The following is a 19,612-nucleotide window of genomic DNA, read 5'->3' as shown; positions in this document are numbered from 1 at the left end:
CACCTATGCGCAAAATACTGCCTGTTTTTTTTGCTATATGGCTTGCATGTAGCTTTTCTATTGCTCAAACTAAAGTAGTATTTCCACTGAAAATCAGTCCTAACAAAAGGCATCTGGTAGATCAGAATAACAATCCGTTTCTCTATGTTTCAGATTCCGGATGGCGGCTTTTTATGGGGTTGACTGAGACTGAAGCCAGAGAATATTTGCTAAAGCGAAAAGAGCAGGGTTTCAATACAATACATGTGATGCTGACCTCTATTCCAGGCGATAAAAACAAGCAGGGACAGGAACCCTTTGTGGATTACGATTTTGTAAAGCCCAATGAAGCCTATTTCAAACATGTAGATCGGATTGTCAGCATGGCAGACTCTCTGAATATGATGCTGGCAATTGCACCACTCTGGTATAGTTGCTGTAATGATGGATGGGCTACAAGTCCACAAAAGTATATGCAGAAGAATGGGAAAGAGAAGTCATATCTGTTGGGGCAGTTTGTAGGTAATCGCTATAAAAAGTTTAACAATATACTCTGGATCATTGGTGGAGATAATGATCCGTATGATAATCTGGAGGAAGTGCGACAAATGGCACGTGGCCTGAAACAGGCCGACCCTCAACATTTGATTACATACCATGCGGCAGCCTCCCATTCCAGCACTGATGTATGGCCTGCCAACGAAAGCTGGCTGGACATATGTATGACATATACCTATTTCAGAGGATTTACCAAGGCATGGAACAAAGTACAGCCTGATGTATATGAGGTAGGGTACAACGAGTACAGAAAGAGTCCGGTACGGCCTTTTGTACTGGGTGAGTCTACCTATGAAGGAGAACATGGCGCAATGGGATCGGATCTGCAAGTTCGTAAACAGGCATACTGGGCTATGTTATCAGGTGCTGGTGGGCATTCCTACGGTTCTCCATTCTGGAAGGTAGATGCCAGCTGGAAATCGTATCTGGATTTGCCGGGAGCTAAGTCATTAAAACATCTGACAGAGTTATTTCAGACATTTGACTGGACAGCTCTGGAACCTGATATTGCTGGAGCACTGATTGCCAAAGGCAATGAAAAATACGCCACCAATGATTTTGCTACTGCGGCTATTACCAGAGACCATAAAGTAGCTGTTATTTATGTGCCTTCTGCACGGGGAATCACAGTAAATACGGGTATGCTGGATGGCCGCTTACTGATTCCAAGCTGGTATAACCCACGTACAGGAGAAAAACGAGGTTCTGACCCATATCCTATTGGCTACAAAATGTTGTTCGAATCTCCTGATAAAAATGACTGGGTGTTGGTGCTGAGGGTAGATGAGAATGTTAAAAAGAAATAAATTCCAGACTACAAAGGCCAGAGAAATCTGGCCTTTGGGTTTGTTTATTGTCCAAACTTACGAATCAGATATAACACCAGTGAAAATAGTATGCTTAACAGAATGCTGGTTGCTAGCGGAAAGTAGAATGTAAAGTTTTCTTTCTTTACCAAAATGTCTCCTGGCAGCTTCCCCAGAAAAGGCAAACGAGGGCCATAGGTAATTCCTATACCTACTATGACCAGAATAATGCCGAGAATAATAAGTGTCCTGCCCATATTTTTACAACAATAATCTACTTGAGAAATGCCTATCTAAAAGGCTGTTGAACGATGTATTTCGAATTTTAAGTCTTTGTGCTATCGTACTATCCAAATAAATCCGAACTTCGCCCTCCAGAATAAATCTTCATTGTTTTGAACAAAGGTAAACTATATTTGATTCCGACGGTACTGGCTCCAGATACGTCTACTCGTGTGTTATCTCCGCAAATTAAAGAGGTTATCACACAACTGGATTATTTCTTTGCAGAAGAATTGCGGACAGCCCGTCGATTTATAAGCGAACTGCAAACTGGACGTCGTATTGAGTCTATGATATTTTATGAACTCAATAAGAATACGCCTGAACCGGAGACTACCCAACAGTTAAAAATTGTACTGGAAGGAAAGGATGCTGGTATCTTATCGGAGGCGGGGTGCCCTGGAGTAGCTGACCCTGGTAATGTGGCAGTTCGATGGGCGCATCAGCAGGGTGTTCAGGTTGTACCGCTGATTGGTCCGTCATCTATACTGTTAGCATTAATGGCATCCGGTATGAATGGGCAGTCGTTTGTGTTTCATGGCTATTTGCCCATAGATCAGGTACAACGTGTTAAGTCATTAAAAAACATTGAGAAAGAGGCTATCCAGAAAAGACAGACGCAGATTTTTATGGAAACTCCCTATCGCAACAATTCTTTGCTGAAAGATATTTTGCAAAACTGTCAACCACAGACATTGCTTTGCATTGCTACTCAGGTAACTGCTCCTGACGAGATGATTGTCACCAAAACTATCAAACAGTGGAACGCCGGTAAACCCGATCTGCATAAAAAGCCAACAATTTTTTTGTTGTATGCATAAACACTCTTTTAACTCTATTTCTAAATACTTATTCCAAACCTACCAGAATCTACTAGTATGCTTCATATTCAAACTTTTACTTTCAATCCTCTTGCCGAAAATACCTATGTTCTTTATGATGATACGCTGGAGTGTGTAATTATTGATCCAGGTTGTTATGAACGGGATGAGCAGGAAACATTGGCAGCATTTATTGAAGAGAAAGGATTGAAAGTAATAAAGTTATTGAATACACATGGCCATTTTGATCACGTGTTTGGCAATGCCTATGTGAAGCGAACATTTGGTGTTTCTTTATTTATTCATCCATTGGACGAAGCTACTTTACGATCCGTCATAACCTATGCTTCTATCTATGGATTTGTGCGGTATGAGCCTGCTGAGCCGGATGGTTTTCTGGAAGAAGGAGACGTTGTATCTTTTGGAAGTACACAACTCAAAGTGCTTTTTCTACCCGGACATGCTCCTGGTCATATTGGTTTTTATTCTGAGAAAGACGGTGTTCTAATTGGAGGAGATGTATTGTTCAAGCATAGTATTGGACGTACTGATTTACCAGGAGGAGACCATCAGACATTGCTGAGAAGCATTCGGGAAAAAGTATTTCCATTGGGAGATACAGTAAAGGTTTATCCTGGTCACGGCCCAATGACTACAGTAGGAGAGGAGAAGCGGGCAAATCCATATCTTCACTAAAATACATTCTTGTATGAAAGTATTTAACTATCTGAAATCTCTTTTATCTAAACCCATAAGTTTTACCAGCAATCCAGTTGTTTCTAAAGGGCATTTTAAAGAATATTTTGATGAAAACTGGGTACAAATAAAAGAAATGGAAATGGCTATCTATTATCAGGAAGGTTTTCGTGATAATAGCGGAAAGATAACAGGCGATTTAAAGACATATTATCGTGATGGTACTTTAAAAGAACTGAAGCCCCATGTAAATGGAAAGCCGGAAGGGGTTACTGTTTCTTATTATGAAAATGGTATTCTTGAGAGTCAGGTAGAGTGGTTGAGTGGTTATCCAGTAGGAAAAGGGTGCTACTGGTATAGCAATGGTCAACTACAGAAAGAAACAGAATGGGCTGCACCAAGGGTAAAAGGAGTATTGATAAATTATTGGGATGTGTATGGTAGCCAAACCGTAACAGATGGAAATGGAGAAGTAATTGTGTATAAAGACAAAGAAGAAACTCAGTTACTTTATAAAGAACTATATAAGAATGGTCTACTTATAAAGGGCGTGCGATATGAAGAAGATGGACAAAAGAATGTATATGAAAGTACATTTGACTCTGGAGAAATCATGCCTGAGTTTCCCGGTGGTATAGCAGAGTTTGGAAAATTTATCAGTACAAATATTATTTATCCGGATCAGGCTCGCGCAAACCACATTTCAGGAAAAGTCTTTGTTGGGTTTGTAGTAGGAGCAGATGGGTTTGTCTCTGATATAACTATTACAAAAGGACTGGGCTATGGTTGTGACGAAGAAGTGATTCGTATGCTAAAACTGATGCCTCGCTGGCTTCCTGGTATTCAGAGTGGACGTGCTGTACCTGTCAAATACTCTTTGCCAATAACTTTTTCATTAAAATAAAGCATCACTAACAAATTAGTGATGCTTGGGAGATTTTCTAGCTACAACTTGTAAGCCTGGTGAGAGTTTGACACCTACATCCCGAATCACGATTTGGTTGTTATTGAGATTCCAGGTTAATAATTTCTTTTCTTTAATAACAGGTTCTCCAAAACGAACGGTAAAATAATTCGCTAGTTCTTTCATCAGAGAATCGGATTCCTCATATGTATCTATTGTCAGACTATCCGTCACACGTGTCTTTGGATTGAAGAAATAACGGATATCCAGTGCATTGGTGTCTGTATTGACTGTATTTCCCAACAGGTATCCTTTATAATCTGTACTGTCTTCTTCCAGTACTGCAGTTTCCTGATGCATTACAGAGTCCAGTGGTTGACCTGGTGTAAATCCACGTATAAGGCCGGATTCTGTATTAACTACCTGTTGAAGTCGGGGACTAAAGCGGCTGAGCAATGTTGGCTCAACAGGTGCAGAAACTGTGTCGGAAGATGAAGTTGTTTCGGTTGTGCTGCTATCACAAGCCATGCAAAGCCATAGGAATGCCAATGCAATTACTAAATACTTCATTGTCTTTTGTTTGCTTTAGAGTAGTAAAATTTAACAATAAGGTGGCTGGTTTGTTTGGGTATGATGCCAATTTAAAGAATCATGCCTGAATTATTTGATTATAAGTTCAAATCTAACAGATATTCGTTGATTTGCTCTGAAGATTTTGTTTTATTCTTGATAAATAGCAAAGGGATTCCTGTTCTCACTAACCTGAGCAGGAATCCCTTTGCTGTACTCTGGTATGTTAGGCCATTTGATGCATCTCTTCCCGTAATGCTTTAATTTCAGGGCTGAGAATATACTCATCAAAGGTCATTGATTTGTCAATAACGCCAGATGGGGTCAGTTCAATGATACGATTGGCAACCGTTTGTAAAAACTCATGGTCATGTGAAGCCACCAGAACGCCACCTTTGTAATCTTTAAGTCCATTGTTGAAGGCTGTGATAGATTCCAGATCCAGGTGGTTCGTTGGTTCATCCAATAATAGGAAGTTCGGATTTTGTAACATCATACGAGATATCATACAACGCACTTTCTCCCCTCCGGATAATACCGTACATTTTTTCAGCGTTTCTTCGCCTGTAAAAAGCATCCGACCCAGAAAACCCCGAATAAAGGTTTCGTCTTTTTCTACTGAGTACTGACGCAACCAGTCAATCAGATTCAGGTCTACATTAAAGTAATCAGAGTTGTCGTTAGGCAGATAAGATCTGTTTATGGTAACTCCCCACTTAAACTCCCCACTATCTGGTTTAATCTCCTCATTCAGTATACGGAAAAACGCACTGATTGTTAAACCATCTTTGGCAAGAATAGCTACTTTATCACCTTTATTTAACCGGAATGTTATATTTCCAAATAAAGGTGTTCCATCCAAAGAATAAGACAGGTTCTCTACATTCAGAATCTGATCGCCTACTTCCCGTTCCTGTTTAAACAAAATAGCAGGATACTTACGGGTAGAAGGTTGAATTTCGTCAATGGTCAGTTTTTCAAGCAATTTTTTACGGCTGGTAGCCTGACGTGATTTAGCCACGTTTGCAGAGAACCGACGGATGAATTCCTGTAACTCCTGGCGTTTTTCTTCCATCTTCTTGTTTTGGTCGGATCGTTGGCGGGCTGCTAACTGGCTGGACTCATACCAGAAAGTATAGTTACCTGTAAACAACTGAATTTTACCAAAATCAATATCTACCACATGTGTACAGACTGTATCCAGAAAGTGGCGGTCATGAGATACTACCAGAACGGTGTTTTTAAAATCTGCCAGGAAGTCTTCCAGCCACATGATGGTTTCCACATCCAGGTCGTTGGTAGGTTCGTCAAGCAGTAATATATCCGGATTACCAAATAAAGCCTGAGCCAGCAACACACGTACTTTCTCTGTGTTGGATAGTTCATTCATCAGTTTAACATGCAGGTCTTCTGAAATTCCAAGGTTACTGAGTAGCGTTGCTGCATCACTTTCCGCTTCCCATCCATTCATTTCCGCAAACTTTCCTTCCAGTTCAGCTGCTTTTTCTCCATCTGCATCTGAGAAATCTGGTTTCATATAGATCGCATCCTTTTCAAGCATGATATCATACAACTTCCGGTTTCCCATAATTACTGTCTGTAAAACAGGATATTCATCAAACTCAAAGTGGTTCTGCTTTAACACAGACATCCGTTCTCCTGGTGTGATACTTACAGAACCTGTCGTAGGATCTACTTCACCTGAGATTATTTTTAAAAAAGTAGATTTTCCGGCTCCATTTGCTCCGATTACACCATAACAATTGCCGGGTGTAAATTTTAGATTGACATCTTCGTATAAAACCCGCTTTCCGAATCGCAGCGAAAGATTAGAGACTGTTAACATGGATTTTTTGTAGGTATGATGTGTAAGGGTGCAAAGTTACCAAAAAAGCCCGTAGGAACTTACAGGAAGTAACAGAATTCCACTCTAAAAATAAAAATAAGAGCAGACAAAGCTTTCCTGTGGTACTTTGATAGGAAAAGGTTGCCTGCTCAACCTTTAATTAGATAACTAGTAAGTAATCCTTGTATGATCGAAATTTATTTTCTCCATCGAAACGAATGAGCATCTATTGCAAGTTGGGTTGCCAAAATTCCGTTCAGATGATCATATTCATGCTGGAGTAGTTCAGACAGGCTATCTGTTAAGGATAGGCTTTGCAGTTGCCAATGTTCATCCCGATATTCTATCGTACAACTTTTATGTCTTTGTAGCTTTACCAGCAGATTAGGGAAACACATACAATCATCCCATAGTTCTATCATTTCAGCACTTAAATTTGTTAGAACCGGATTGATGAAAACAACAGGCTTGTCAATATACATGTATATAAGGCGTTTCATAACTCCAATCTGTGGAGCTGCAATGGCTCTGAAGGCGCCATAATGAGCAAAACGGGCTTTAAATTCAAACAAGATGTCGTGCAAATCCTGAATGACAGGTGTTAAGCCCGCTAATTCTTCCTGAGCTACCAGAGTAGAAACTTCATGTAAACGGGGATCTCCCAATAACAAAACCTGATCTGATTTCATCGTATACTTTTACTTTTTATAACCAAAATTAACAGGTGCTTTCATTTCGCCTGTATCATACATGTTTAGATAAAGTATTACAGATTTGTTTAACCCTTCATACCGAACCTCATATTTATCTAAAAGACCTGTATTATTGATAATGCCATTGGGGGTTTTAAATGCACAACAACTTCCCAAACGTACATAGGTCACAGTTTCACCATTGGGACCTGTAAGTGCATTCAGGTATCGTCTTTCTCCTGCAGCTCCACCACCTGTTTGTATTGGATTCTTTTCTGTATACCCATACGAAGAATCTTCTGATACAGCTGTTAAACTGATTGTTGAGCTGTCAAGCAATACAGGGGGAGTATGAGTAGAAGAAACAGAACTTGTTCTACAACCAAAGAAAATGAATGAGCTAAAGACTAATGGTATTAGTAAACGCATCGTGGAAGTAATTAAGGTTTAAGATATTTCTTCCATAGATGCACCAAAGAGACAGAATCCATAAAAAAGCCATCTCTAAAAGATGGCTTGTCAATATATCAGGCTGTTTCCAGTAACTCTTTGGCATTTTTGATCGCACTTTCTGATGGGTTTTCACCTCCAATCATTTTGGCAATTTCATTGATTCGTTCCTGTTCGCTCAATTTCTTAATCTTACTAACAGTCTTTTCTGCAGAGTTATCTTTATATACAAAGTAGTGTACATTTCCTTTGGCTGCAATTTGATGAAGGTGGCTGATGGCCAGTACCTGGTGTTTTGCCTGAGCCATACGTTTAATCATACGTCCCACTTTGATAGCTACCTCTCCTGATATACCTGTATCAATCTCATCAAAGATGATGGTTGGAAGAGATGTTTTATCTGCCAGAAGATATTTAACACACAACATCAACCGGGAAAACTCACCACCTGAGGCAACACTTTTCAATTCCTGGGGCTTCATGCCTTTGTTTGCTGAAAAACGAAGGTTTACACTATCAATGCCATTGGCTATTGGTTTTACAACATCATGCTGAATAGATACAGTTGCATTAGGCATACCTACATCTTTTAACAGTTCCATCAGTTCTTTTTCGATGCTGGAAATTACCTTGGTACGAGTAGCAGATAACTTCTGAGCAATCTTCATGAGCGCTTCAAAGCTTTTATCCATCTGCTTTTTGGCCTCAGCTATTGCATCATCAAAATTGAGTACTTTCCCAACTTTGGCTTCGAGTACTTCCTGTATGCTAAGCAGTTCCTGTATACTCTCAACATTGTGCTTCTTCTGCAGGCGATAAATCATGGAGAGCCTTTCCTGAATCTGATTGATTCGTTCGGGATCAAACTCAATATTTACTTCTTCTGTTTCCAGTTCTGAAGCTACATCGCGCAATTCAATCAGACAACTCTCTACACGTTCTTTCAATCCCGTATATTTACTGGAGAGGTTACTGAGTTGGCCTAAAATGGCTCCTATCTGACGTAGATTGGTATTTACTGCATATTCAGAATTAGTAATTATCTCAATAGCAGTATTCAACTTAGTTTTTATTTCTTCCGCGTTCTCCAGCATTTTCAACTGATCTTCCAACATTTCCTGTTCCTCATTTGCTGTCAGATCTGCTTCTGCCAGTTCATCCAGAAGGAACTTATTGTAATCCAGTTCTTTTCTGAGTGTATCTGCATTGGCTACCAGATCTTCATAGCTATGCTCGTGTTTTTTGTAGAGTCGGTAGGCTTGTCGGTAATCATTCTGAATGGTCTGGTTTTGTGCATACGTATCAATGATATACAACTGATATTCATTGGAGCCTAATTGAAGCGTATCGTGCTGGGAGTGAACATCTACCAACAGATTGCCGATTTTTCGCAGAGTTTCAAGAGTAACAGGCGTGTCGTTGACAAATGCTCGGGATTTGCCGCTGGGACTGATTTCTCTGCGTATAATATTGGTAGCATCATAATCCAGTTCCTCTTCTTCAAAGATATGTATCAGACTGTCGTGATCAGGAACGTCAAAGGTGCCTTCTATTACACATTTTTCTCCCTCGTCATAGAGTACACGTGTGTCAGCACGATTGCCTAATAGCAAGCCAATAGCCCCTAGCATAATGGATTTTCCGGCACCTGTCTCACCTGTAATGATGCTTAGTTCAGGGTCGGGTTGCATTTCGAATTCCCGAATTAATGCATAGTTTTTTATAAAGAGATTTGTCAGCATTTCTGAAATAGAATATCTAAATAAAAGCCAATAGCTGTTTGTTTTTAACCTACTAAAATACACATTTTATCACAATGCTGCAATGTAATGGCTTTTTGTATCTTTGTAAACATCCGGACTATTACTTTTGGTTTAAGTTTATGATCTACCTACCCAATTTTCGCAAAGGTGCTCTGTATTAGGTTTTCACCTAATCAGATGCTTTATGAAAATAAACAAAAAGTTTAAAGATGCCTTTGGCTGTGATGAAACAGGATTTATTGCCTTACCCATTAAATTTTCTAATGTTCGTATTTCCAGAATAGAAAATTGTGATAATATGGGTGGTTGTTCATTCTGCTTTCCGCATGGATTCGAAGCAACTAATGCCAAAGTATCAAAGTATCAGCGCAACTGGAAGAAATTTCGGCGAACGCAATGGAAGCGAGAGTAAAGTATCCACCGATTGGCTCTGCCAATCGGTATTTTATCAAAGTTCATATAGTTCCAGTGGCAAATCATCCGGATCTGAAAAAAAGGTAAAACGTTTTCCTGTTAATTCATCTGTACGAATAGGCTCTGTGATCACTCCATACTGAGTGAGTCTTCCGATGCTTCCTTCCAGATCTGTTACAGCAAAAGCCAGGTGGCGTAATCCTCTTGCTTCGGGACGGGAAACCCGTACAGGCGGATTGGGAAAAGAGAATAGTTCGATCTGATAATGGTTCCCAACAGCCAGATCAAGTTTCCAGGAATCGCGTTCCATACGATAAGTTTCCTGTACAATTGTTAGACCCAGAACCTCTGTGTAAAATTTTTTAGATTTCTGATAATCAGAACAGATAATAGCAACGTGATGGAGAGAGTGGAGCATATGAGCTATATAAATAAAATCAGATTGTACACTACCATTGAGTAGTTGCATCAACGATTACTTCTGCTATATCCTTTATATATAAAAGGTGTTTTTTCAGACGCATATCCTGAAATTTCAGATTCTCGGGAGTTATTTCCAGTATATGGCCATGAAAAGTACTTTGATTGTGAAGAGTTACATTGGCTTCTTTACCTGTCAGTAAAGCAGACTGATGTATAAGATCCTGTTGAAATATACGTTTTTGTCGTTTTCCCATGCTCGTCTGAAGATTATCTGGTTAGCTTTCGGTATCTGTCAGCCTTGGTCGGATCCAGTTCTACCAGAAGGTTATATGCTTTTACTTTATCTTGAGGATTCCCTTCTGAGAATATATTGATCAACTCATTGGATTTTGTATCAAAGAATGTATTTGTCCAGATGGAGTTGGGACGAATCTGATTGATTTGTTTTACATTGTTTAGAAATGTTAGTATCTGACTTCGGGCCTGATCTCCATTCGCTGCATAGTTATCAATGGCTACACGATAATAAGTATATAATCCTTCCCGAAACGACTGCATTTGTGGGCTGTTCAGATTTTCTCCCAGCCAGTAGCGGCTTCGGGTATCACTGTTTGGTTTCCATGAATCATCATTACTTTCCTGACTGGCAAGTGTAGAAATTGCAGCTGCTTTTTGCAAGTAAGCGGTTCCGCCTACCTTGCTAAAGGTATCATAATCCAGACCAATGATAATATTGGCATAAAAAGACAACATGGATACCAGATTGGAGGTGAAGGCCGCCTCATTGTAATTCATTTGTTCGCCCGGATTGTAGGTGAATCGGAATGCTCTGTCCACAAAACTCATTACAACAGATTCATAATCTGTTCCATAAACAGGGCGAGAAGACTGAATAATTGCTTGGGCTTCGTATTGGCCCACACCTGGTATTGCTGTAATGGTAATAACAATATTACAGTTTATCTTTTCTGAATCTTTGAAATTGTCATTGGTCCAGCGGGTATTATTCATAAACTGAGTCATTGCCCGCTGCATTTCTGTAAAGATCTGCGTATCATTAATGGTACCAACATTAGATGCTATCTGGTTACTGCTTGCATTTATCTTTACATTGCAGCGTAATTCCTGGGCTACTACCTGAAGGTGATTTACTATTATGAACCCTAATACCAGGAAGTATGTATAAATAAATTTTCTCATTTTAATCATGCGATAAGAAGTTATGAAGTCTGAGCAGCTTTTTCAACAAGCAGATCTATAATCAGGTTGGTAATATCTTCTGCTGCTGCTGTTTTGGACTTCAGATCAAAGCGTTGAAGATTTCCATCTTTCTGAATAACGCTGATTTTGTTTGTATCGTGTCCAAACCCCGCACCTTTATCATTCAGACTATTTAGTACAATCATATCCAGGTTTTTCTTTCTTAGTTTTTCCTGTGCATTACTTTCTTCGTTTTCCGTTTCCAGAGCAAAGCCTACCATAATCTGTCCAGGCTGTTTTTGTTGCCCCAGAGTAGCCGCAATATCTACATTCTTAACTAAATTGAGTGTAAAGCTATCTTCCTTCTTCTTTATTTTCTGATCTGCAATTTCTGCCGGACGATAGTCTGCTACAGCTGCCGCTAACACAGTGATATCTGACTGAGGGAATATCCTGGCTGATGCCTCAAACATTTGTTGTGCACTAAGTACTCTGGTAATATGAATGTTGGAATTTGTCAATTGTAGGTGAGTTGGACCTGTTACCAGCTCAACCTGTGCACCATGTGCTGCCATCCGTTCCGCTATGGCAAAACCCATTTTTCCCGTCGAGTGATTTCCAATAAATCGCACCGGATCAAGTGGCTCATAGGTTGGACCTGCTGTAATAAGCACTTTCTTTCCTGCAAGAGATTTCTTATTAGAAATCTCAGACTGTGAAAAATATTTTTCCAGAAAAGAAACAATATGTTCAGGTTCTGCCAAACGACCTTCTCCTACCAATCCGCTAGCGAGCTCTCCATTTTCTGCTGGAATGATTTGATTACCAAATGAGGTTAGTTTCTGTAAGTTAGCTTGGGTTGCAGGATGTTTATACATATCCAGATCCATAGCTGGGGCAAAAAATACAGGACATCTAGCTGAGAAATATGTAGCAGTAAGCAGGTTGTCACAAAATCCATTAGCGCATTTGGCTATGCTATTGGCTGAGGCTGGAGCTATTATCATGGAATCTGCCCAGAGACCCAGTTCTACATGATTGTTCCATTCACCACTTTCATTCCTGACAAATTTATTCAGAACCGGATTTTTGGAGAGAGTGCTTAGTGTAAGTGGCGTAATAAACTCGGTTGCAGCATCTGTCATAATGATTCTGACTTCTGCATGGGATTTCACAAGCAATCGGGTCAGGAGAGCCGCTTTATAGGCTGAAATGCTTCCTGTAATACCTAAAATTATTTTTTTACCTGCAAGCATAGCATTTGTATTAGGCTCTCAAGCTAAAACAAAAGGTTGAGAAATTGAAAAGTATGCTTATAACTTTTCAGTCTCTCAACCTTTTAGCAATGTAATCTTATATCGTATTACTCTTGAGTCTTATCTCCTTCTTCATCACGAAAACGACGGAATAGCTTTCCTGCAAGAAACTCATCTATCGCTACAGAAGCAGGCTTTGGCAGACGCTCATAATAACGGGAAATTTCGATCTGCTCACGGTTTTCGAAAACTTCTTCCAGATTGTCAACTGTTGAAGCAAATTCTGCCAGCTTGTTATTTAACTCTTCTTTGTTGCGCATCGCAAGTTCACGAGCACGTCGTGCTATTACAGACACTGATTCGTATACATTTCCGGTTGGTTCTGCCAACTTATCGTTATCACGAGTTAAGATAGATGCTGAAACATTGGGCTTTATCATATCTAAATAGAATTAAATGACGAAAATACTTATTGTTCTTGAGCCTTTTGAGTCTGGAGATTTTTATTGGCTTCTCCTACTGTATTCAGGCTTTTTTCATAGTAAGTTTCTGCACGACGCAAAAACTTGCTTTGAGGATATCTGTCCAGAAAACTTTCATAAGATGAAATCGCTTCCTGATAACGTTCTACTTGTTTACTTTGAATACTTTGTTCTGCCAGAAGGTAAGCACTTTCTACTTTGCGAAAAGCTACTTCTTCATTATAGTCAGAATCGGGATAACCACGCTGAAAGTTATTAAATGCAACCAAGGCTGCTTTATGATTACCTGTTCTGGAGTACAACAATGCAGCTTCAAATGCTTTCTTTTCAAGTTTAACACGAAGTTCATTAATCAGGTTCGTGCTTTCCTCTACATATTTGCTATTGGGATATGTATTAATAAAATTCTGAAGTGCTCCAATAGCTTCAATTGTATTGGTTTGGTCTAAAGTATAGATAGGTGAGTCTGCATAAAGAGAAACTGCACTCATATACATCGCTTCTTCAGCAAACTGGCTACGTGCATAAGTTTCATAAAATTTCTGAAACTGATACTTGCTCAGAACATAGTCTCCCAGATAATATTTGCAGTAAGCATGATAAAATGTGCCTTTTTCTGCTTCTGGCGCTCCCTGAATCAGTGGCAATACTTCTTCAAATAAAATATCGGCGCGGTAATATCTTTTCTGATCGTAATATTCAAATGCTGCTTTTACTTTTTTTGGCAGGTCATTGCTTTTACGTAATCTTTCGAACTCACTGCATCCGGTAGTAAATAGAGAAAGCAGGATAATTGCTAAGATAATCCAATTTTTTTGCATAAGAGCGCAAATATAACGGTTGTGGGGCTAATTTACAATGTTTTGATGCTTAATCTTCTCATTGTAAAGCGTTTCATTTGTTTAAGGTTCTGAATATTCTTGTTCTCAGGATATAGTAACGCACAAACTGTAAGAAAACGTATTTTTCTGCACATAGCGAAATACCAAGAAGAGAGAGCTGGTAGAAATAATATATAGGATATAGATAGTTGAAGATGAGAGTAAAATAACAAATGTGTAGGCTATAGTTATCTAAGATGAATGTCGGATAATAAGCTTTCGGGTAAAAATACTTTTACCATCAACTGATAATGTATAGAAGTAGATACCAGGCGCAAATTCAGAAGTATCTAACTGCATTTTATGGCCATCCCGTGTTAGTTTATATTCTCCGATGCTACTGCCCAAAACATTGCTGATTAATATTTTTGCTTCCTTTAATTCTCCAGTGATATCATATTCCAATGCTGCTGTCGTGGTTGCTGGATTGGGATATATACCAGAAATGGTGATTTTATCATTAGAGAATGCTGGTATGCCTCCCTGAAATGTTGTATGCGTATATTTTACAGAAGGTGAATCAATCCGAATTTCTGTTGGCGTCACTGCCCAAACCCCCACTGAACAGGTTAAAAAATATGAGGATAAAAAAATAAGTAAAAGTTGTCTCATGTTATAGTAGCAGGTTGAATGTTTCTATCTAATGAAATAAAAGTATAGGTATTAATATCAGAAATTAATTTTAGGTAAATATAATAATAAAAAAGGCTATCCGTTACTACTTTTGGACAAACTGTTTTATTGTTTGTCTTAGTGGTTGTTTTTCCGCGACAAACTGTTGGTGGTCTTAACTTACTTTGCTTGTTGTTTTATTTGTGCTTTTGTCCTTCTCTATTGTCTTCTTAGGCTTTACAGGTTCCTTCTTGTTGTTTTTTTTAGATACAGGCAACGGCAACTCTTCCCGCACCAATACATCTTTTCTGGCAGGTTTCTCTTTTTCCCTCCATTTAAATCCTCTTAATCGTGTGTCTGGTTCAACTATCTCATGCGGAGGGATAAATACTGCATCTGGTTTATTTAAGAATGCAACCCGTTTCACTTTTCCATCTGTAAGATTGATAATCATGTTGCTGCATTCTACCTTATTTACACCTCGTATATTGGTATTTTGATCGTTGAGCACCCAGGTTACATTTTCTCCATTGCCATTGACTGTAACTCTGTATAGCTGACTGGTCGTATCAAAATAAGCAACCATCTGGCGTCCTTTCACCTGATTATAGTTTTTCAATGTATCCAGCGAAATAACAAACGAATTTGTCTTGAGATACATCTTATCAATGGCATTGTTTACAAGCTGAATCCGCATCGTATCTGCCATCAATTGACTTTTATCGTTCCATAACACAGGATCATGATAAAACTGAATAGTTGAGTCTGTTTGATTATATACCAGAGAATCGCACTTACCCTGCAGATCTTTTTTGAAGATGCGTACATTAAAATAGGCAAATATCTTTTTGGAATTAGAAGCTTTGTCTTCTATAGATACCAGTGTATCTCCGGTAATATATAGAGTATCTTTCTTCATTAGCTTCTTCATTAATGCCTTTCCATATACTTTGGAGATTCCTGCTTGTCCAAAATAACGGGCTGTATCTCCCTCTACTATGACACTGTCTTTTTTTGCAAACAAAATAACATTTCCTGTCGCTACACCCAATTGATTCAGCTTGTCATAATTGAGTCGATCTCCTGTTAGGATATAGGTATCATAGTCAATAGAACTGCGGGAACGAAAAACAGATTGGCCGGATACCGTATTATATTCTCCATCTGTAGAAACCAGTGTTCCATCTTTGCCTTCAATATGAGTTAAAGTAGTAAAGTAGGCTACTTTGGTATGGCTGTCGTAGATAACTCTGTCAGAGGTTAGCTTATATTTTGGGTTAGTCATTACAACATCTTTCTCAAAAGTAAACACTTTAGTTTGTGTATTGTAATAACCTTGCTTGCTAACTATGGTATTATCGTCCTCGACAATTGTACCGTTGTCCGGATAATATGCCTGATTGCTTCGCATATCATAGTCTAGTTGTTCGGTAGTCAGTGTTTTTTTACCATCATTCATGACTACATTCTCCCGCATTTTAGCAAACTTGGTCTGACCATCATAGGTACCATTATTACCTGTGATGACGATGGAATCATTTTGTACTATACGAACATGTCCGTATGCTTCTACAAAATTTTTGTAATTGTATAAGTAAGCCGAATCACAATTGATTGTAGTAGTGCCTTGACGTAACCGTACATTACCAATCAAACGGCGTGTTTCCTGTCCATTTTTTACTGCTCCAATCAGACTATCTGCAAATTCAAGTGTGATTTTTTCTTTCTGCTGTGCCAGAACAGGAACAGTCAAAAAGAATAAGAGTAAATAGCTTAAATATCCAAATAATTTTTGCATGAAAGTATACGATGAAGATTTGACTGCTGTGAATTAATTACCCTGTACGTAAAAATGTGACACACACTTTATTTACTTTTCTTTCTGACAGCTTTATGTAAGGATCAGGAAAGGTTAAAGACATTGGTAATTAATCTTATCTGCTATCAAAAATCTAACCAAAATTTTTCACAGTTTTGTATCCGATTTATGCGGACGTAAATTTCACATTTGTTCTCATGCTAAAAAAATTTTTAACATACATTAACGAAAAAACATTATTCCAGCCTGATGAAAAAGTGCTTCTGGCAGTTAGTGGAGGGATGGATTCTGTTGTAATGCTTCATTTATTCTACAAAGCCAAATTAAACTTTGCTGTAGCACATTGTAATTTTGGTTTGAGAGGTGAAGAATCTGATGCAGATGAACTGTTTGTGAAAAAGCTGGCGAAGAAATACAAGGTGCCTTTTTACTCGGAACAGTTTGATACAGAAGCTTTTGCTCTGCAAGAGAAAGTATCTGTTCAAATGGCTGCCAGAGTACTGAGATATGAGTGGTTTGAAGGAATTTGTAAGAATAATGGCTTTTCTGTGATTGCTACTGCCCATCATCTGAATGATACACTGGAAACCGTATTATTTAACCTGACAAAAGGAACAGGCATTGCTGGATTACATGGCATTCAATCTAAGAACGGACGTATTGCCAGACCTTTGTTATTTGCCAATAGAGAGGAAATATATGAATATGTGGTGGAGAACCAGTTGGCATGGCGTGAAGATTCTTCCAATCAATCGTCTCATTACCATCGTAATCTAATTCGGAATGAGGTGATTCCCTTATTAAAAAATATCAACCCCAATCTGGAACATACCATTGAGCATACAGTAGACAGAGTATTGGCAGTGGAAAAGATATTTCTGGCTGAGGTCGAAAAAACGCGTGCTGTTGTAATGCGTCAGGAGGGTGGAGTAACCTATATTAATTTTGAAAAACTACAGACAGAGATAGAACCTGTCATCAAGTTGCATGAGTTGTTGAAGCCATTTCACTTTACCTATACACAGGTGAATGATATCTGGCAAACATTAGGTGCCGAATCGGGCAGGCAATTTGATTCACCTTCTTATCGATTGATAAAAGATCGCACAGAGTTGGTGATTACTGCGAAGGGATTACAGTCCTATATTCCGGCTACTATTGATGCAGATACTACTCAGTTTCAGAATGAAGTGGTTTCACTTTCTATTCAGAAAGTATCTGCGTCAGGATTTAAAATTCCTTCTTCTCCTAAGATTGCAGCTTTAGACCTGGCAACCCTGAAATTTCCGTTAAAGATACGTTTATGGAAGCAGGGTGATAAATTTTGCCCATTGGGAATGAAGCAAAAGAAAAAAGTAAGTGATTTCCTGATAGATGAAAAAGTACCAGTAAATATAAAGGAGAGAACCTATGTTCTTTTATCAGGGGATGATATTGTATGGATTGCGGGTATGCGCATTGATGACCGATTTAAACTTACCAAAGAAACTACTGAAGTATATCAGATTTCACTGGAAAGATAAAGATGTTATAAAAGAAGAAGGTCTTAAATCCGGATTTAAGACCTTCTTCTTTTATCTGCCTATCGCAACTTTTTTCAAAATCGTATCTACAATCTTGGAAGGTGTTACTCCATCTACCTCTGCTTCATAATTGAGAATAAGTCGATGGTTCAGCACATCTGGAGCTACTTCTTTGATATCTTCAGGTAGTACATAATCACGTTCATTCAGATACGCCATTGCTTTGGCTGCCCGGTTCAGATTGATACTTGCCCGAGGGGATGCTCCAAACTGAACATAATGTGCCTCATCCTTTAATCCATAATCCTGTGGCTGACGGGTAGCAAAGATGAGTTCAATAATATACTTCTCCAAGGATTCAGAAATTGTCACTTTATTAATCTCATTTCTGATATTCGATATGTCGTCTTTTTCCAGAATAGGATTGACATGGCCTGAGAAGTTCATATTGGACATTCTACGCATTACTTCCAGTTCCTGATTTTTGTCCAGATAGCTTACAAATACCTTCATCATAAAACGGTCTACCTGAGCTTCTGGTAGGGGATAAGTACCTTCCTGTTCTACAGGGTTCTGAGTTGCCAGTACCAGAAAAGGCTTATCCAAAGGAAATGTGGTATCTCCAATAGTGACCTGGCGTTCCTGCATAGCTTCCAATAGGGCTGATTGCACCTTTGCCGGAGATCGGTTAATCTCATCTGCCAAAATGAGATTAGCAAAGATAGGTCCTTTCTTAACTTCAAAGTTTCCTGTTCGCTGATTGTAAATCATTGTTCCGATCAAATCGGCTGGTAGCAGATCCGGAGTGAATTGAATGCGCTGAAAGTTAAGGTATAAAACTTTGGATAATGTATTGACAATAAGTGTTTTGGCCAGACCTGGTACACCTTCCAGCAGAATATGACCACCTGTAAATAATCCAATTAGCAACCGATTGAGCAGATATTCGCGACCTACCACAACCTTGCTCATTTCGGCCATTACCTGCTTTATTTTTAGTTGGTGTAACTTAACGCGGTCTGTTTCTGTAATCTCCATAGAATATAAGTCGGTATCCAGTTTGTTCGTTTAATCAATAAATCTATTCAGGACTTAAAATTTACCATTTCTTGAATATGAAGAAAACAGCAAGGATGATAAGTGCAAAGCCTACCAGGTGATTCCATGCCGGTTTTTCTGTCCGAAAGACAAAAACAATCATAAGTGTAAAAACAATCAGTGAAACAGCTTCCTGAATAGTCTTTAATTCAAACATTGAGAAGGGACCCCCATTCTCCTTATAGCCGATTTTGTTGGCAGGCACCTGAAATATATACTCAAAGAAGGCCAGTCCCCAACTGATCAGAATCACACTAAAGATCCCTAACTTTTGCAGTTTTGTGAAATTTTTGAAATACAGATGCCCATACCAGGCCAAGGTCATAAAAATGTTGGAACAAACCAACAAGAGAATGGAGTAGATGCCTTTCATTATAGTTTTTCAGATTTGAGCTACAAAAGTAACCTTTTTTGTCAATATCATTTTTCAGTTCGGATTTCACATAAAAAAGATATTTTTGCTGATGCACAGATTTCCAGCTATAGAAGCGAAGTTGTATAGTATCAGAGACAAACACTAAACCAATTGTATCCTTA

Annotated in this window: 22 protein-coding genes; 6 read left to right on the top strand and 16 right to left on the bottom strand. The window is 38.8% G+C overall.

Annotation, left to right across the window (positions count from 1 at the left end; translation table 11 throughout):
* Positions 1 to 5: 5 nt before the first annotated feature.
* A complete protein-coding gene (locus QNI22_RS09405) occupies positions 6 to 1,343 on the top strand; it encodes a glycoside hydrolase family 140 protein (RefSeq protein ID WP_314510399.1) in 1,338 nt (445 codons plus the stop codon).
* 44 nt (positions 1,344 to 1,387) lie between these two features.
* Here QNI22_RS09405 and QNI22_RS09400 read toward each other — a convergent pair whose 3' ends face one another.
* Positions 1,388 to 1,600, bottom strand: coding sequence for a DUF2905 domain-containing protein (locus QNI22_RS09400; RefSeq protein WP_314510398.1), 213 nt, complete (start codon positions 1,598 to 1,600; stop codon positions 1,388 to 1,390).
* A gap of 138 nt (positions 1,601 to 1,738) precedes the next feature.
* On the opposite strand from QNI22_RS09400, the gene QNI22_RS09395 reads away from it, so the two are divergent.
* The 3 genes from QNI22_RS09395 to QNI22_RS09385 are packed head-to-tail and all read left to right on the top strand — an operon-like array spanning position 1,739 to position 4,046.
* Complete coding sequence (locus tag QNI22_RS09395; protein WP_314510397.1) at positions 1,739 to 2,446, top strand: SAM-dependent methyltransferase; 708 nt, start codon at positions 1,739 to 1,741, stop codon at positions 2,444 to 2,446.
* A 57-nt stretch (positions 2,447 to 2,503) separates the two neighbouring features.
* A complete protein-coding gene (locus QNI22_RS09390; RefSeq protein WP_314510396.1) occupies positions 2,504 to 3,142 on the top strand; it encodes an MBL fold metallo-hydrolase in 639 nt (212 codons plus the stop codon).
* A 13-nt stretch (positions 3,143 to 3,155) separates the two neighbouring features.
* Entirely contained in the window at positions 3,156 to 4,046 is an 891-nt protein-coding gene (locus QNI22_RS09385; protein ID WP_314510395.1) for a TonB family protein, read from the top strand.
* A gap of 15 nt (positions 4,047 to 4,061) precedes the next feature.
* Here QNI22_RS09385 and QNI22_RS09380 read toward each other — a convergent pair whose 3' ends face one another.
* The 5 genes from QNI22_RS09380 to recN all read right to left on the bottom strand — a co-directional run bounded on the left by QNI22_RS09380 (position 4,062) and on the right by recN (position 9,346).
* A complete protein-coding gene (locus QNI22_RS09380; protein ID WP_313993766.1) occupies positions 4,062 to 4,616 on the bottom strand; it encodes a hypothetical protein in 555 nt (184 codons plus the stop codon).
* Between the two features lie 226 nt (positions 4,617 to 4,842).
* Positions 4,843 to 6,462: an ABC-F family ATP-binding cassette domain-containing protein gene (locus tag QNI22_RS09375; protein WP_314510394.1), complete on the bottom strand. Its 1,620-nt coding sequence runs from the start codon at positions 6,460 to 6,462 to the stop codon at positions 4,843 to 4,845.
* Between the two features lie 197 nt (positions 6,463 to 6,659).
* Positions 6,660 to 7,151, bottom strand: coding sequence for a peptide deformylase (locus QNI22_RS09370; protein ID WP_314510393.1), 492 nt, complete (start codon positions 7,149 to 7,151; stop codon positions 6,660 to 6,662).
* A 9-nt stretch (positions 7,152 to 7,160) separates the two neighbouring features.
* Positions 7,161 to 7,583: a hypothetical protein gene (locus tag QNI22_RS09365; protein ID WP_314510392.1), complete on the bottom strand. Its 423-nt coding sequence runs from the start codon at positions 7,581 to 7,583 to the stop codon at positions 7,161 to 7,163.
* Between the two features lie 98 nt (positions 7,584 to 7,681).
* Positions 7,682 to 9,346, bottom strand: coding sequence for a DNA repair protein RecN (gene recN / locus QNI22_RS09360; RefSeq protein WP_314510391.1), 1,665 nt, complete (start codon positions 9,344 to 9,346; stop codon positions 7,682 to 7,684).
* 205 nt (positions 9,347 to 9,551) lie between these two features.
* On the opposite strand from recN, the gene QNI22_RS09355 reads away from it, so the two are divergent.
* The gene (locus tag QNI22_RS09355) at positions 9,552 to 9,779 is read left to right on the top strand and encodes a hypothetical protein (RefSeq protein WP_314510390.1); all 228 of its coding nucleotides are present in this window, start codon (positions 9,552 to 9,554) and stop codon (positions 9,777 to 9,779) included.
* A gap of 36 nt (positions 9,780 to 9,815) precedes the next feature.
* On the opposite strand, the gene gloA2 is transcribed toward QNI22_RS09355, so the two are convergent.
* The 8 genes from gloA2 to QNI22_RS09315 form a co-directional block, all read right to left on the bottom strand.
* Positions 9,816 to 10,250, bottom strand: a complete 435-nt coding sequence (gene gloA2 / locus QNI22_RS09350) for an SMU1112c/YaeR family gloxylase I-like metalloprotein (protein ID WP_419836224.1) — start codon at positions 10,248 to 10,250, stop codon at positions 9,816 to 9,818.
* Positions 10,231 to 10,458: a hypothetical protein gene (locus QNI22_RS09345; RefSeq protein ID WP_314510389.1), complete on the bottom strand. Its 228-nt coding sequence runs from the start codon at positions 10,456 to 10,458 to the stop codon at positions 10,231 to 10,233. Before QNI22_RS09345 ends, gloA2 begins: the two co-directional genes overlap by 20 nt.
* A 13-nt stretch (positions 10,459 to 10,471) precedes the next feature.
* Positions 10,472 to 11,404 (bottom strand): type IX secretion system protein PorD, encoded by a 933-nt coding sequence (gene porD, locus QNI22_RS09340; RefSeq protein WP_314510388.1) that lies wholly within the window; start codon positions 11,402 to 11,404, stop codon positions 10,472 to 10,474.
* Positions 11,405 to 11,424: 20 nt separating this feature from the next.
* The gene (coaBC, locus tag QNI22_RS09335; RefSeq protein ID WP_314510387.1) at positions 11,425 to 12,660 is read right to left on the bottom strand and encodes a bifunctional phosphopantothenoylcysteine decarboxylase/phosphopantothenate--cysteine ligase CoaBC; all 1,236 of its coding nucleotides are present in this window, start codon (positions 12,658 to 12,660) and stop codon (positions 11,425 to 11,427) included.
* A gap of 107 nt (positions 12,661 to 12,767) precedes the next feature.
* Positions 12,768 to 13,100 carry a DNA-directed RNA polymerase subunit omega gene (locus QNI22_RS09330; RefSeq protein WP_314510386.1) on the bottom strand — a complete coding sequence of 111 codons (333 nt, stop codon included), beginning with the start codon at positions 13,098 to 13,100 and terminating at the stop codon, positions 12,768 to 12,770.
* 29 nt (positions 13,101 to 13,129) lie between these two features.
* Positions 13,130 to 13,963: an outer membrane protein assembly factor BamD gene (locus QNI22_RS09325; RefSeq protein ID WP_314510385.1), complete on the bottom strand. Its 834-nt coding sequence runs from the start codon at positions 13,961 to 13,963 to the stop codon at positions 13,130 to 13,132.
* 252 nt (positions 13,964 to 14,215) lie between these two features.
* Positions 14,216 to 14,635 (bottom strand): T9SS type A sorting domain-containing protein, encoded by a 420-nt coding sequence (locus tag QNI22_RS09320; protein WP_314510384.1) that lies wholly within the window; start codon positions 14,633 to 14,635, stop codon positions 14,216 to 14,218.
* Between the two features lie 175 nt (positions 14,636 to 14,810).
* Complete coding sequence (locus QNI22_RS09315) at positions 14,811 to 16,433, bottom strand: OstA-like protein (RefSeq protein ID WP_314510383.1); 1,623 nt, start codon at positions 16,431 to 16,433, stop codon at positions 14,811 to 14,813.
* Between the two features lie 218 nt (positions 16,434 to 16,651).
* Here QNI22_RS09315 and tilS point away from each other — a divergent pair, with 218 nt between their 5' ends.
* Positions 16,652 to 17,977, top strand: coding sequence for a tRNA lysidine(34) synthetase TilS (tilS, locus tag QNI22_RS09310; protein ID WP_314510382.1), 1,326 nt, complete (start codon positions 16,652 to 16,654; stop codon positions 17,975 to 17,977).
* Positions 17,978 to 18,028: 51 nt separating this feature from the next.
* Here tilS and QNI22_RS09305 read toward each other — a convergent pair whose 3' ends face one another.
* Together QNI22_RS09305 and QNI22_RS09300 are read right to left on the bottom strand one after the other, a co-directional pair.
* A complete protein-coding gene (locus QNI22_RS09305; protein WP_314510381.1) occupies positions 18,029 to 19,015 on the bottom strand; it encodes an AAA family ATPase in 987 nt (328 codons plus the stop codon).
* A 61-nt stretch (positions 19,016 to 19,076) separates the two neighbouring features.
* Positions 19,077 to 19,448, bottom strand: a complete 372-nt coding sequence (locus tag QNI22_RS09300; RefSeq protein ID WP_313993736.1) for a DMT family protein — start codon at positions 19,446 to 19,448, stop codon at positions 19,077 to 19,079.
* Positions 19,449 to 19,612 lie beyond the last annotated feature (164 nt).

The sequence above is a fragment of the Xanthocytophaga agilis genome (assembly GCF_030068605.1).
Classification (GTDB): Bacteria; Bacteroidota; Bacteroidia; order Cytophagales; family 172606-1; genus Xanthocytophaga; species Xanthocytophaga agilis.
Note: the sequence above shows the minus strand (reverse complement) of the source record. Positions and strands in the feature narration are given on the sequence as shown.